This window comes from Oceanobacillus sp. FSL K6-0251 (genome assembly GCF_038004725.1).
GTDB classification, from domain to species: Bacteria; Bacillota; Bacilli; order Bacillales; family Amphibacillaceae; genus Oceanobacillus; species Oceanobacillus oncorhynchi.
The window spans coordinates 3,312,692-3,326,122 of record NZ_JBBORS010000001.1 but is presented as its reverse complement, the minus strand read 5'-3'; the positions used below and the strand labels follow the sequence as shown (position 1 = coordinate 3,326,122).

The window sequence follows — 13,431 nt, the reverse complement described above, 5'->3', positions numbered from 1 at the left end:
TTTATTATTTTTTACGATGAAGATTTTCCTTAATATAGCCAATAAATTCGTTTGCTTTTTCTTCAGGGGCTTTCGTGAATATACTGACACCGACAAATAGCAGGGAGGACAGGCTCAGTCCCCATAAACCAGAAGCCATTCCTAACGGCTTTGTCTGCAGCAGTTCTAATATCAGAACAAGTGCGCCGGGAATAATGGTGCTTGCCAATACAGCAGCGGCGGTGCCTCTTTTCCAAAAGAAAGCGCCGATAATTGTCGGGACAACAACAATTAAGCCGGCAGAAGAAGCAACGGACAGAACGGCGATTAAATCTAATTGTAATTCTGCAAATAGGTAAGCCAGCAGAGCAATAACAGGTATAATAAATTTCCCGATGCGAAGCTGGACCTGATCTGTTGTCCCTTTGCGAATATTTCCGTAAACATCCTTCGCGAACATTGAGGATAATGTAAGCAGAATCGAGTCTATCGTCGAAACAGCGGCAGCAATAATACCTACCATGACAATAACAGCTAAAACAGAAGGTACAGCTGATGAGGTCAGTACAACGGGTGTAGCTAAATCAGCGTTGTCTAGACCAGGCTCTAATAAGAAAGCGGAATACCCCCAAAATATAGATACCAGTGTATAGATACAGCCAAAAATCATAAAGCCTAATAACATACGCCGCATGCTTTTCAAAGAAGCTGGCATAAACAGACGCTGACTGACCTGCGGATTTGAAATACTAAAGAAAAACCAGGGAATGGTTAACCCGATAAATGTTAAGAAGCTGAAATATCCATTGCCAGGCACTGTCAGCATTTCTGGATGATGACCTTCCAGCTGCTCAAAGAAGCCCGAAAATCCGCCAAGTTCGCGGACTAAAAAGAGTACAACTAAGGTTGAACCGATAATCATAAATAAGGACTGCAGCGAGTCTGTCCAGGCCACAGAGCGGATTCCGGCTATGTATGCAAAAAAGAGTGCTAAAACAACAGCGATAATAACGCCGGTGCTGAAAGAGATTTGCTGGTTTGATACGCCCTGCAGCAGATATCCTACTCCAGCTAACTGTACAGCACTGTAGGGTATTAAAAAAAGACAGTTGCTGACGGCAATCGCAATGGCAGAAGCCTTGCTTTGATAACGGTCGCCAATCATTTGAGATGGTGTAATATAACCATATTTTTTTCCGACAATCCAAAAACGGGGACCAAAAAATGCAATTAACGACACACCCATTAAATAGATCAGTTCAAAACCAAGCGCGCCAACTCCGCCACGATAGGTAAGCCCTGCTAAGCCGACCAGCATAAATGCGCTGTATGTTGTAGCGCTGTAGCTTAATGCGGAAACAAAACCGCCCAGCTTACGATCGCCAAGAAAATAAGCGCCCATATTTGTCTGTTTGCCAGTTCGCGATAAAAAAGCGATAAAAAGAGAGATAACAATATAAATTCCTAATCCCCACCAAATCAGTGATACATTCATTCTTCATTGCTCCAATCTTTTGTTAGTATGGCATTAAGTCCGATGACGATGAAAGTTAACATCAGCCAGAACAGAAAGCTCCCATACCATTTTTCAACATGACTTAAAAGTACAAAAGGGATGGTAAAAGCGGCAAGAACGATAATGCCGATAATAATTGCTGCGTTTTTTTCCTTCATAAGCCTGCCTCCATATATTTTAATGTGATATAATTCACAATAGAAAGAATGTGAATTCGCTAACAATCATAGCAGATTGTTCATAAATTTGCCACATTATTTAAGACGCAAATAATAACCTATTTTTGGAAACGGTTGCAACAAAGCTTTTTATCAGCTAAACTTAAGAAAAAGGAGGGAAAAGATGGAAACCTTACAGATCGGCAGTGCGAAACTTACCTGGCTAAATGGGGGCGTTACACATTTGGACGGAGGCTCAATGTTTGGTGTCGTTCCCAAGGCTTTATGGGCGAAAAAATATCCGCATAACGATAAAAATCAAATTGAACTTCGAACAGACCCGATTTTAATTGAATTAGATGGGTCTAATTTACTTATTGATACAGGAATCGGCTTAAATAAATTATCTGATAAACAAAAAAGAAATTTCGGAGTATTGGAAGAAACAAATATAGAAGCATCCTTATCTGAATTAGAGCTTACAGTGAACGATATTGATATCGTATTAATGACACATCTTCATTATGATCATGCGAACGGTTTAACAAAACTAGTTGGTGAGGAAAAATACGAATCTGTCTTTAAAAATGCAAAAATTTTTGTTTCCCAAATAGAATGGAATGAGATGCAGCAGCCGAATATCCGTTCAATAAATACATACTGGGAGAAGAATTGGAGGCCGGTAGTTGATCAGGTTTATCCGTTTCGTGAAAAAATTGAGGTATTGCCGGGTTTAACAATGGTTCATACCGGGGGCCATAGTGAGGGGCATGCTATCATTCGTTTCCGGGAAGGAGAGCAAGGCTTCATACATATGGCAGATATTATGCCGACACATGCACATCAAAATAAATTATGGGCGCTTGCATATGATGATTATCCAGTTCAATCTGTATTACAAAAAGAATATTGGATGGAAGCGGGTTATAAGGAAAAGGTCTGGTTTACGTTTTATCATGATGCTTATTACCGGGCAGTCAGGTTTAATGAGGCTGGAGAGAAAATAGATCACGTGGAGAGGTTGCGATATTCTTATGATTAAGAAAAAGCAGCCTTCTCCAAAAAGGAAGGCTGCTTATTAACAAAGTATATTATACTGCTGCTTCTGTATCTATAACAGCACCAGTTTCTATGTCTACATAGAAATCATATTGTTTATTCGTACCATCGATATTTCTAGTTACACCACCGCGGTATACATCATAAAGCAGTCCGTTTCTTTCTAATTCTTCCGGTTTCATATAAATCCAGGAGCCACTGATAGGACCTTGGCGTTTAAACATTTCTTTGGCATGATTCAATGCTTTTTCAGGAGTAACTTTCATTTGATTGTTAACCTGTTGACGTGCGATATAACCGATTGCAATACCAAATGCAGCTGCAAGTAATACCTTTCTTTTGCTCAATTTATTCACCTCTGTTTAGTAAGATTCAATGTCTGCTTTGTTTGTAGTATATCGCATACGGTGAGAGAAATACAAATAATTGAACACCGGTACTGGAAAGGATTGGGCTTTTTCGGGTATACTTGTAATATTGAAGATCTATTTTTACGGATATACTAACTGTATATAGGAGGCTTTACATGAATAAAGAAACACTGGCATTATTTAAGAATTTAACGGAATTACAGGGAGCTTCAGGGAATGAGCATGCCGTTCGCCAATTTATGAAAAAGGAATTGGAGAAATATTCGGATGAAATCATTCAGGATAATCTGGGGGGCGTATTTGGAGTAAAGCACGGTAAAGGTCCTACTGTCTTGGTGGCTGGACATATGGATGAGGTCGGCTTTATGGTAACACAGATTACAGATAATGGCATGCTTCGTTTTCAGACTTTAGGCGGCTGGTGGAGCCAGGTTATGCTGGCTCAGCGTGTTCAGGTAATGACAAAAAATGGACCGGTTACGGGAGTGATTGCTTCTGTTCCGCCGCATTTATTAACTGAAGCACAGCGCAGCAAACCGATGGAAATAAAAAATATGCTGATTGATATTGGGGCGGATGATAAAGAGGATGTCGCAAATATCGGCGTTCGTCCGGGAGATACCATTGTTCCGGTTACACCGTTTGAACCGATGGCCAACGAGAAAAAGATCTTGGCAAAAGCTTGGGATAATCGCTACGGCTGCGGGCTGGCTATCGAGCTTTTAAAAGAACTGCAAGGGGAAACCCTGCCAAATCAGCTTTATTCTGGTGCAACAGTACAGGAAGAGGTTGGATTACGCGGAGCACAGGTAGCGGCCAATATGATCAAACCGGATATTTTTTACGCATTAGATGCTTCACCGGCTAATGATGCTTCAGGGGATAAAAAGGCATTTGGCCAGCTGGGAAAAGGAGCTTTATTGCGTATTTTTGACCGCACAATGATTACGCATAAAGGCATGCGCGAATTTGTTCTGGACACAGCGGAATCAAATGATATCCCGTATCAATACTTTGTTTCTCCAGGCGGTACAGATGCAGGGCGTGTTCATATAACAGGCGATGGCGTTCCTTCTGCGGTTGTAGGGATATGCTCCAGGTATGTTCATACATCAGCATCGATTATTCATGTAGATGATTATGCCGCAGCAAAAGAATTAATTACAAAACTTGTTAAAACAACAGACGAAACAGTTGTTTCCGCATTGCATCAGGGTTAATGAAATGCAGAAAACAGTTATTGTCGGCTCGAAAAACCCAACTAAAATCCAGGCTGTCCGAAATGTTTTTCCAGAACTGGAGCTAAGCTCGAGGGAAGTCCCGTCTAAAGTGTCTGCCCAGCCTTTTTCAGATGAGGAGACGCGGATTGGCGCGGTGAATCGTGCGAAGGCATGTGCTGCAGGAAGTGCTGATGCTATTGGAATTGGCTTAGAAGGAGGCGTCATGTATGTGGACGATACATTATTTCTCTGTAACTGGGGAGCGCTGGCTGCAGCGGATGGCACATTATATACTGCCAGTGGTGCAAGGATTGCCCTCCCAAAAGAAATTGAGGAAGCACTTAAAAAAGCCGGGGAATTAAGTACGGTGATGGATGCCTATACCAAGAAAGAAAATGTCCGCAGCCAGGAAGGAGCTATTGGTATCTTTACGAATAACCTGATATCAAGAGAAAGTATGTTTACACATGTTGTACAGCTTCTGAAAGGGCAGTATGATTTTGCGGGGCAAAAATAATCAAACAAAAAACAGGCGATAGAGCCTGTTTTTTGTTTGAGAAAATCATTATTCGTAGATATAACCAATAACATCTAATGCTTGTTCCACGGTTTCCACTGTAATATTTGCTTTGTTGGAAAGTTCTTTTAAAGGATGAATTAATTTTTCCGGACGAATAATAATCGTCGGCTTTCCTAAAGCTATGGCTGTACTTGCATCCATCGCTGTATTCCATTGTTTATATTCTTCGCCGAATAAAGCAATCACAATATCTGATTTCTGCATTAATACCTGTGTCCGAAAATTGTTAACACTGGAAGCAGCATCGTCACGATAAAAATTACCGGGCTGTTTTCCTAAGATTGCTTCTCCGATATCATCTGAACGGTCATGATTTGTCTGCGGAGATACAAATGTCAGCGGCAGCTTTTTTTCTTCCGCAAGCTTTTTAACATCTTCTCTCCAATTATCATGAATTTGTCCAGCAAGATAAACTGTTAAATTCATTCCAATCCCTCCCAATCAATGGTATCTTTAATAGTAAATGTTTTTCCTAAACTTGTTAAGTTATTTGATTATTGTATAGAAATGATTTATAGCTACCGCCCTAATGGATTTTATGGGGTGCGTTCGCAACCTCAGAAATACACTGCGCTTCCCACGACGGACAGGACGTTGTAGTGCCGGTTGTTGACCACAGACCACAGGACGTGACGTTCTTAGCTGACCAGTAGTCTCTGTGTGTTACCTATGGGAATGTGATTACCAATGTTTTCAGGTTAATGAGTTTATAAAAATTATATTTGATTCTAGTAGATAGTAATAAGACTAACTAGCGAAGGAAAAACACGGAGACTCCTGTGGGAAAGCGCGTAGGGAAGACCCCGCAGAAAAAAGCGAACTTCTTTTTTTGAGGAGGCTGAGCTCAAGCCCACGGAAAGCGTAGTGTTTTTCTGCAGCGGCCGCATTAACCTGACAACATTGGTGATTACTCACCCCGCCATAACCCGTCGCAGGGGGTATCACTCTGGCAAAAACACCGATATTTAAAGACCAAGTGATGTTATTGTTTTATCTTATTTGAAAAATGAACGATAAAAATCAAAATTCAAATAATATGGAAACAAGGTAACATAATTGAAAGAATATGTGTGGCAAGCTATGATAGGAGTAAAGAAAGGATGTATAAAATGAAAGAATTACAAAATACAGAGGAATTTAATACGTATATTCAAGAAGGCCCGGTTGTCTTTTTATTTACGGCAGGATGGTGCCCGGATTGCCGCGTGATTGAACCGATTTTGCCTGAAATAGAAGAGGCTTATTCACAATTTCAATTTGTAGAAGTAAATCGGGATAACTTTATCGAGCTCTGTCAGGAATATGATGTCTATGGTATTCCTAGCTTTCTGGCGTTTGAAAAAGGGGAAGAACTGGGCAGATTTGTAAGTAAAGACCGGAAAACACAAGAAGAAATCGAATCCTTTTTAGACGGGCTTGCTAAATAGGTAGGGAGGCATTTGTATGGCAAAAATGACAAGCATTAAGATGAAACGCCTGTTGGAGGATGAACTGAAGAACCCTGATTATCGAGTGACCTACAAGCGTGATGACGATGCTGTACGAATTGAATGGAAGGACTCGAACGAAGGCATGACGGTATCATTGCCTAATTTAATTGCTAAATATAATGACCGGGGGAAGGAAGCCCTTGATGAAATCGTGGAGCATGTTAATGAAGCGTTAAAAATTATGAATCAGACGCAGCATTTAAAAGGAATGGAAAAGCAGATTTTTCCTGTGCTCCGTTCCCCTTCCTTCCCGACAGAAACAAAGGCAAAGAAGAAGTTGATTTATAAAGATCATACTGCAGAAACCCGGGTTTTCTATGCACTTGATTTAGGAAAGTCTTACCGTTTGATTGATGAGGATTTATTGGAGGAAGAGGGCTGGTCTAAGGAAAGATTAGATGAAATAGCATCTTTCAATATCCGCTCTTTATCTTATCAGCCGAAAGCAGATCAGGTTGCAGGCAATGATTTTTATTTCTTGGCAACACAGGATGGTTATGATGCAAGCCGTATTCTGAACGAAGCCTTTTTAGAAGAGATGCGTGCCAATGCAAAAGGAGAATTAACTGTTGCTGTACCGCATCAGGATGTGCTTATTTTAGGAGATATCCAAAATAAATCTGGATATGATATTTTAGCGCAAATGACAATGAAATTTTTTGCGGATGGCAGAATACCGATTACTTCTTTGCCGTTTGTTTATGAAAATAAAAAATTAGAGCCGGTATTTATACTGGCAAAAAATCGACCTGAGAAAAATGAGGAGTGAAAGAAATGGATGTTTTTTATAACCGTCAAGGAATTGGAGATGTATTGATTCTTCCTATTAAGGAAGGGAACCGCTATGAATTAAAGCAAGAAACGAATGGGGATATCACTAAAATAACATCAGCTGATGGAGAAGTGCTTGGCTACAATATTTTTCATGCTTCCACCTACTTTCAATTAGATGAAAAAAACGGTGCGATTCCTCTAGAAGAAAGCTTATTAGCGGAAATTCGTACACTTTTCCAAAGAAAAGGAATAGATGACCCCCTTGAATTTGATTTGAGCCCGAAATTTGTAGTAGGATTTGTAAAGTCAAAACAGGCCCATGAAAATGCGGACAAATTAAGTGTATGTCAAATTGATGTTGGGGAAGAAACCTTGCAAATTGTTTGCGGCGCTCCAAATATCGATGAAGGTCAAAAGGTCGTTGTAGCGAAAGTAGGAGCAACGATGCCGTCCGGAATGAAAATTAAAGCATCTGAATTAAGAGGTGTACCTTCTCACGGAATGATTTGTTCTCAAAAAGAACTGGGCTTGCCTGATGTGCCGAAGGAAAAAGGCATTTATGTACTGGATGATACGTATCAAATTGGCGAAGAATTTACATTTTAACTTTCAAATCCCTTGTGTGAGCAGGGGATTTTTTAACAGGAAAGGAAACCGAAAAAATTATCGCAGTAATCATGTAAATCCCCTTGAAAAACTGCTAAAATGAACAGTATGAACAATTAAGGAAATGAGTGAATGCATATGTGGTGGGAGCAATGGAAAGAACGGCTCAAAAACATATTTACAAAAGAAGTGGAAATAGAAGTAGAGGAATTTGTTGAGGTTGAACAGGAAGAATCTGATAAACAACCAAATATACAGACAAAAATGACATACCATTATCCTTCCGGGCGATCATTTAAGTTTCCGGTGATTCCAGATACTGTTGATCAAAAAAAAGAAACGAATGTTGACAAGCAACCTAGTTATAAAAGAAGAAATCAAGATATTGTACAAGAAAGAAGAGAGAGACGGACACACAGAGAAAATAATCAAAGAAAAGAAACAACTGCGGACAAAAAGCCGGACAATCATCGCCCGCTGCCGAACCGAAGCAGAAAAGAAGCTTCGTATCCTGCACGTAATGCGCGCAGTACTCCGCAAGCGGAAAATAACCCGGGAAGAAAAGTATATAAGAAAAACCCGGATGTTCCTTTTCAGCCGACAGAGGTGCCTTCTCCGATTTATGGCTTTCAGTCGAGAGAATCTAAGCTGATTCATGAAATACCAGCGTATCAGAGAAAGGAATCCAAACTTCAAAAAGAGGATGAAGCAGCGAGCAGCTTAGAAGATACGATGATGTCAACTGAATCATTGTTAAGGAAAAAGGAAGAATTTCCGACAATAGATACAGGACACCACTCGGATAGAAAAGAAGCTGATATCTTTGAAACAGCGGATCCGTCAGATAAGCAGCAGGATACTTTTTCAGAAGATATGATATTAGAACAAACGCATGAAGTTCAGCAGGAAATCAGCAGTACGGCGGAGATGCTGGAGACGGAGGAAGATGAGGTTCAAGAAACACCTCCGGAGCCGGAAGAGCTTAAAACCGAAACTGAAAATGATGTTACTTCCCAAAAAAGAAACCCGATTCATACAACAAACCAGATGCCAAGCCAGAATAAGGAAAGGTCAAGTCAGGCTTCAACTGCTTTTAATGTAATGATGACTCCGCGGGATAAGAAAAATTTGCAGGAGCAGCGAAAACGGGAGGAAATTTTTCAGCGATTGCAGCAGGCACATGAAAGACGCGAGGACGAGCTGCGCAAGGCAGAGGAAAAATTAGCCGAAACCCATGCAACGAATCAAGATTCCGAAAGCATGGCTTCGACTGTGAATATAGTACCTGCACCTGTACCTTCACGGAGCGAACCTGAACCGAGAGAGGTTCCTTTGCACTTGTTAAACGATCCAGCAGCCAAATCAACCGAAGAGGATGAAGAATGGCTGATAGAACAGCAAGATTTACTGGAAGAGACATTGAAGCATTTTCAAGTCAAAGCAAAAGTTGTAAAGGCAACACAGGGGCCGTCTGTTACACGTTTTGAGGTGCATCCTGAGATGGGCGTCAAGGTAAGCAAGATTAAAAACTTAGCTGACGATTTAAAACTAAATATGTCAGCGAAGGATATTCGTATTGAGGCACCTATTCCAGGTAAAAATACAGTAGGCATCGAGGTTCCTAATCTTCACCCGGAAATGGTGGGGATCCAGCGGATAATTGAATCGGATGATTTTAAAGATAATAAGTCTCCTTTAAGTGTGGCGCTGGGACTGACTATTGAAGGAATGCCCAAAGTAATTGATATTAATAAAATGCCGCATGGTTTGATTGCAGGAGCTACCGGTTCGGGGAAAAGTGTCTGTATCAACACCATTCTTGTCAGCTTAATTTATAATGCCAGTCATGAGGATGTGCGGATTCTGTTAATCGATCCTAAAATGGTTGAACTTGCTCCATATAATGGTATCCCGCACCTTGTTTCTCCTGTCATCACAGATGTTAAAGCTGCTACACAGAGTCTGAAATGGGCTGTGGCAGAGATGGAGGATCGCTATGATCGTTTTGTAAATGAAGGGGTCCGGGATATAAGCAGGTATAATCAAAAAATGCTGCGAGAAGGAAAAGCAGATCAAAAGATGCCGTTTATCGTGATTGTTATTGATGAATTAGCTGATTTAATGATGATGTCTCCGCAGGATGTGGAGGATGCCATCAGCAGAATTGCGCAAAAAGCAAGAGCATGCGGTATTCATCTTCTGCTTGCAACGCAGCGTCCATCTGTGGATGTTATTACAGGTCTGATCAAAGCAAATATTCCTACAAGAATTGCTTTTAGTGTATCTTCCCAAGTGGATTCACGGACAATTATTGATTCCAGCGGTGCGGAAAAGTTACTTGGAAAAGGGGATATGCTCCTGATTGAGAACGGCGCCGGGAAAAGTGTTCGTTTACAAGGACCATTTGTGTCTGATGAGGAAATTGAACGAGTAGCAAATTATGCAAAATCAATGGCTGAACCGAAATATCTGTTTGAACAGGAAGATTTATTAGAACAAGTACAGATAGATGAAGAGGAAGATGATCTCTTGGAAGATGCGATTGAATTTGTATTAAATCAAAATAGTGCAAGCACATCTTCCCTGCAAAGGCATTTTAAAATAGGATATAACCGTGCTGCGAGATTAATTGATTCTCTGGAACAGCGGGGAATTATCTCAGGGCAAAATGGCAGCCGTGCGCGAGAGGTCTTGATTACAAAAGCGCAGAGAGACAGTATGTAAACTGTCTCTCATTTTTTGGCGGTGAAAATACGGTTACTTTATAATAAACTAGCTCACACTTTGTTTGTTAAGAAAGGCTTGCCGGATGCTGTTTCTCCGCATATCAAAAATAAGGACAACTAAAAAAGTTGCTATAATTCCGGAAAGTTACTAAAATATAAAGGAAGCTTTTCAAGAGAGAAAGAAAATATAAGGCAAAAGCACATATTATTCATTATCTGTATAGAATGAGATATAGGCTCTCTATCTGTACAGAAAATGGTGCTTCTTTTTTACGTGTTAAGAAAGGATAATAGGGACTTGAGATGATTCGTCCCCACCGGCCAGCATTTGCAAAAATGCAAAAGGAAGTACATTTTATGTAAATAAATGGGCGGACAAACGCTTTCGTTTAAAAAAATATGTTTAAAATGCTTGAATTTACTTTTAAAAGCTTTGAAATAATAAATTTTGCTTTAAAATAAGTTATTTATTTGTTATAATCCATTGAATGGGATTGCGGTTATATAATATCTTGACACAGAGCCGCTGATAACAAATAAAATGACATGAAAATGAATGGATGAAAAAACGTTGGAGGTTCGTTTTATGACAACTTACCATTTTATAGGTATTAAAGGAACAGGGATGAGTGCATTAGCACAAATTCTTCATGACTCAGGTGAGAAAGTACAGGGTTCAGATATTGACAGCCGTATTTTCACACAGCTGGCATTAGAAGAAAAACATATTCCTATTCTGTCTTTTTCAAAAGATAATATTCAATCAGATTATACGATTATAGCAGGAAATGCTTTTCCTGAAGACCATGTTGAAATAAAACAAGCGAGAGAGCTTGGTTGTAAATTTTATTGGTATCATGAGTTTTTAGGCGAATGGTTGAAGCAGTATACAAGTATTGCTGTTACAGGTGCACACGGGAAAACGACAACGACAGGATTATTATCACATGTTTTGGAAAGTGCTTATCCAATCTCTTATTTAATTGGAGACGGGACAGGGCGTGGGCATGTTGACAGTAAATATTTTGCTTTTGAAGCTTGTGAATATCGCAGACACTTTTTAAGCTATGAGCCGGACTATGCGATTATGACAAATATTGATTTTGATCATCCGGATTATTTTACAAGCTTAGATGATGTAGTGGATGCTTTTCAATCTATGTCTGATCGCGTGAAAAAAGGTATTGTTGCATGCGGTGATGATGAAGAACTTCAAGGCATTCATACGAAAGTGCCGATTATTTATTATGGTTTTAATGAGACAAATGATTTCCAAGCGAAAAATGTGGTAGAGACAGAGCAGGGAACAGAATTCGATGTATATGTTCGAAGCACCTATTATGAGCATTTCTTCATTCCTACATTTGGAAATCATACGATTTTAAATTCACTAGCAGTGATAGCGATTTGTCACTACGAAGGAATTCCAGTTGAATTTATGAAGGAATTAAGCTCTTTTAAAGGGGTTAAAAGACGCTTTACAGAAAAGACAATTGATTCTCAGGTAATTGTAGATGATTATGCACATCATCCTAAGGAGATTGCAGTAACAATTGAATCAGCTCGTAAAAAGTATCCAAATAAAGAAGTGGTTGCTATTTTTCAGCCGCATACCTTTACACGTACAAAAACATTTTTACAAGAATTTGCAGATAGTTTAAACCAAGCAGATAAAGTCTATTTATGTGATATTTTTGGGTCGGCTCGAGAGCAGTCAGGTCAATTAACTATTGAGGATCTGCAAAATTTGATTCCTGAAAGTGATATTTTAGATTTAGAGCATACCAATGTGCTACAAGAATATAAAGATAGCGTGTTGATTTTCATGGGTGCAGGAGATATTCAAAAATTCCAGAAATCCTATGAAGAGACACTAGCCTAAATGAAAAAGCAGTGAAGCGGTTCACTGCTTTTTTCTATTTGCCGTGGGTGTGCAGGCAATCTCGTTTATCCTGAGAGGCTAAAGAGCTGTCTATGGATTGCTTAGAGAATTTCCGGGGCTCCACTGGCTCTCGTTGCTAAACAGCGACACAGGGGCAGATATAAGCCATTCTTGCAGTACTATTGATGAAAGCAATGTATCTTAAATACAGTAAAGACAGCTGTTCGAAAATACCTGCTGAATGAAATTTCATTCGATGTAAGGGCGGTTAGCTGCAGCATTCTATACTGGATATAGATTGATGTTGTATTTTAACGGAAAAATAAGATACAATAAGTATATGGATTAAATCTTTTAAGGGAAAATGTAGTTTATTCTTTAGCTATGCAGGGTAAGAATAAATTATGGTGCCAGCTCTCCCGGTATGGAATGGGCTAAAAGTGATACGGATAAGTATGCCGTTTACTTCACCGCAGATGTTAAAGAGCCAAATAATCGTGTTTTCCTGCAGACTGGATAAAGCAATGTTTTATCCAATACATTTTTACCGGGTTATTTGGACAACCTCTTTATGAAGTACATACTATCCCTTAAAACGTATTTAATCAATATGGATGAATCAAGAAATAAAGGAGTGATATAAGTTTATGGGAGTTATCCTCTATAGTGCACTGGCAATTGCCATAATAGCCTTGCTCATATTAATGATTTATGCGGTTATTTTAGTGTTCAACACAAAGAAAACAATGGAAGAAGTTCGGGAAACATTAGGGAAAATCAATCACCAGGTAAATGGAGTTACAGAAGATGCAAGAGAGGTTGTTCAGGATTCTAAAGGGCTGGTAGCTGATTTAACTCAAAAATCAACTCAGCTTGATGGTTTAATCCAGGGAGCAAAGGGAATAGGTGATACAGTAGAAGACTTTAATAAGTCATTACAGCAATTATCTAATATTATTTCAAAGCACTCAAAAGAGGACCAGGAAAAAGCTGCTCAAGCAGTAAAATGGGGTGCTTCCATTTTTGAGTATTGGAATAATCGGAAACACAAGTCTAATTAAATCTTAGGA

General features: G+C 39.5%; 13 protein-coding genes. 9 read left to right on the top strand and 4 right to left on the bottom strand.

The annotated features are described in order from the left end of the window. Window positions 1-4: 4 nt before the first annotated feature. Both MKY45_RS16600 and MKY45_RS16595 read right to left on the bottom strand, forming a co-directional pair. A complete protein-coding gene (locus MKY45_RS16600; RefSeq protein WP_341173129.1) occupies window positions 5-1,474 on the bottom strand; it encodes a sodium:solute symporter family protein in 1,470 nt (489 codons plus the stop codon). Next, complete coding sequence (locus tag MKY45_RS16595; RefSeq protein WP_042535524.1) at window positions 1,471-1,653, bottom strand: hypothetical protein; 183 nt, start codon at window positions 1,651-1,653, stop codon at window positions 1,471-1,473. Before MKY45_RS16595 ends, MKY45_RS16600 begins: the two co-directional genes overlap by 4 nt. Window positions 1,654-1,837: 184 nt before the next feature. Here MKY45_RS16595 and MKY45_RS16590 point away from each other — a divergent pair, with 184 nt between their 5' ends. Next, window positions 1,838-2,695, top strand: coding sequence for a YtnP family quorum-quenching lactonase (locus MKY45_RS16590; RefSeq protein WP_042535522.1), 858 nt, complete (start codon window positions 1,838-1,840; stop codon window positions 2,693-2,695). A 49-nt stretch (window positions 2,696-2,744) separates the two neighbouring features. Here MKY45_RS16590 and MKY45_RS16585 read toward each other — a convergent pair whose 3' ends face one another. After that, entirely contained in the window at window positions 2,745-3,059 is a 315-nt protein-coding gene (locus MKY45_RS16585; RefSeq protein ID WP_042535520.1) for a PepSY domain-containing protein, read from the bottom strand. A 179-nt stretch (window positions 3,060-3,238) separates the two neighbouring features. On the opposite strand from MKY45_RS16585, the gene MKY45_RS16580 reads away from it, so the two are divergent. After that, window positions 3,239-4,303 carry a M42 family metallopeptidase gene (locus MKY45_RS16580; protein ID WP_042535518.1) on the top strand — a complete coding sequence of 355 codons (1,065 nt, stop codon included), beginning with the start codon at window positions 3,239-3,241 and terminating at the stop codon, window positions 4,301-4,303. A 4-nt stretch (window positions 4,304-4,307) separates the two neighbouring features. Then, window positions 4,308-4,820 (top strand): DUF84 family protein, encoded by a 513-nt coding sequence (locus tag MKY45_RS16575; protein ID WP_042535516.1) that lies wholly within the window; start codon window positions 4,308-4,310, stop codon window positions 4,818-4,820. Between the two features lie 48 nt (window positions 4,821-4,868). Here MKY45_RS16575 and MKY45_RS16570 read toward each other — a convergent pair whose 3' ends face one another. Next, window positions 4,869-5,309, bottom strand: a complete 441-nt coding sequence (locus MKY45_RS16570) for a YtoQ family protein (RefSeq protein ID WP_042535514.1) — start codon at window positions 5,307-5,309, stop codon at window positions 4,869-4,871. 674 nt (window positions 5,310-5,983) lie between these two features. On the opposite strand from MKY45_RS16570, the gene MKY45_RS16565 reads away from it, so the two are divergent. From MKY45_RS16565 to MKY45_RS16540, 6 genes are all read left to right on the top strand, one after another. Beyond that, window positions 5,984-6,310: a thioredoxin family protein gene (locus tag MKY45_RS16565; RefSeq protein WP_332093802.1), complete on the top strand. Its 327-nt coding sequence runs from the start codon at window positions 5,984-5,986 to the stop codon at window positions 6,308-6,310. Between the two features lie 16 nt (window positions 6,311-6,326). Further along, entirely contained in the window at window positions 6,327-7,142 is an 816-nt protein-coding gene (locus MKY45_RS16560; RefSeq protein WP_042535510.1) for a DUF1444 domain-containing protein, read from the top strand. A gap of 5 nt (window positions 7,143-7,147) precedes the next feature. Then, window positions 7,148-7,753, top strand: coding sequence for a YtpR family tRNA-binding protein (gene ytpR, locus MKY45_RS16555; RefSeq protein WP_341173128.1), 606 nt, complete (start codon window positions 7,148-7,150; stop codon window positions 7,751-7,753). A 132-nt stretch (window positions 7,754-7,885) separates the two neighbouring features. Continuing rightward, complete coding sequence (locus tag MKY45_RS16550; RefSeq protein ID WP_341173127.1) at window positions 7,886-10,477, top strand: DNA translocase FtsK; 2,592 nt, start codon at window positions 7,886-7,888, stop codon at window positions 10,475-10,477. Between the two features lie 588 nt (window positions 10,478-11,065). Next, on the top strand, window positions 11,066-12,361 hold the full coding sequence (gene murC / locus MKY45_RS16545; RefSeq protein WP_042535506.1) for a UDP-N-acetylmuramate--L-alanine ligase: 1,296 nt from the start codon (window positions 11,066-11,068) through the stop codon (window positions 12,359-12,361). Window positions 12,362-13,008: 647 nt separating this feature from the next. After that, window positions 13,009-13,422 (top strand): DUF948 domain-containing protein, encoded by a 414-nt coding sequence (locus tag MKY45_RS16540; RefSeq protein ID WP_042535504.1) that lies wholly within the window; start codon window positions 13,009-13,011, stop codon window positions 13,420-13,422. Window positions 13,423-13,431: the final 9 nt, after the last annotated feature.

Excerpts from the sequence above, each read along its gene's own strand:
- MKY45_RS16600 (WP_341173129.1), bottom strand. The coding sequence starts at position 1,474 with ATGAATGTATCACTGATTTGGTGGGGATTAGGAATTTATATTGTTATC.
- MKY45_RS16595 (WP_042535524.1), bottom strand. The coding sequence starts at position 1,653 with ATGAAGGAAAAAAACGCAGCAATTATTATCGGCATTATCGTTCTTGCC.
- MKY45_RS16590 (WP_042535522.1), top strand. The coding sequence starts at position 1,838 with ATGGAAACCTTACAGATCGGCAGTGCGAAACTTACCTGGCTAAATGGG.
- MKY45_RS16580 (WP_042535518.1), top strand. The coding sequence starts at position 3,239 with ATGAATAAAGAAACACTGGCATTATTTAAGAATTTAACGGAATTACAG.
- MKY45_RS16575 (WP_042535516.1), top strand. The coding sequence starts at position 4,308 with ATGCAGAAAACAGTTATTGTCGGCTCGAAAAACCCAACTAAAATCCAG.
- MKY45_RS16570 (WP_042535514.1), bottom strand. The coding sequence starts at position 5,309 with ATGAATTTAACAGTTTATCTTGCTGGACAAATTCATGATAATTGGAGA.
- MKY45_RS16565 (WP_332093802.1), top strand. The coding sequence starts at position 5,984 with ATGTATAAAATGAAAGAATTACAAAATACAGAGGAATTTAATACGTAT.
- MKY45_RS16560 (WP_042535510.1), top strand. The coding sequence starts at position 6,327 with ATGGCAAAAATGACAAGCATTAAGATGAAACGCCTGTTGGAGGATGAA.
- ytpR (WP_341173128.1), top strand. The coding sequence starts at position 7,148 with ATGGATGTTTTTTATAACCGTCAAGGAATTGGAGATGTATTGATTCTT.
- MKY45_RS16550 (WP_341173127.1), top strand. The coding sequence starts at position 7,886 with ATGCATATGTGGTGGGAGCAATGGAAAGAACGGCTCAAAAACATATTT.
- murC (WP_042535506.1), top strand. The coding sequence starts at position 11,066 with ATGACAACTTACCATTTTATAGGTATTAAAGGAACAGGGATGAGTGCA.
- MKY45_RS16540 (WP_042535504.1), top strand. The coding sequence starts at position 13,009 with ATGGGAGTTATCCTCTATAGTGCACTGGCAATTGCCATAATAGCCTTG.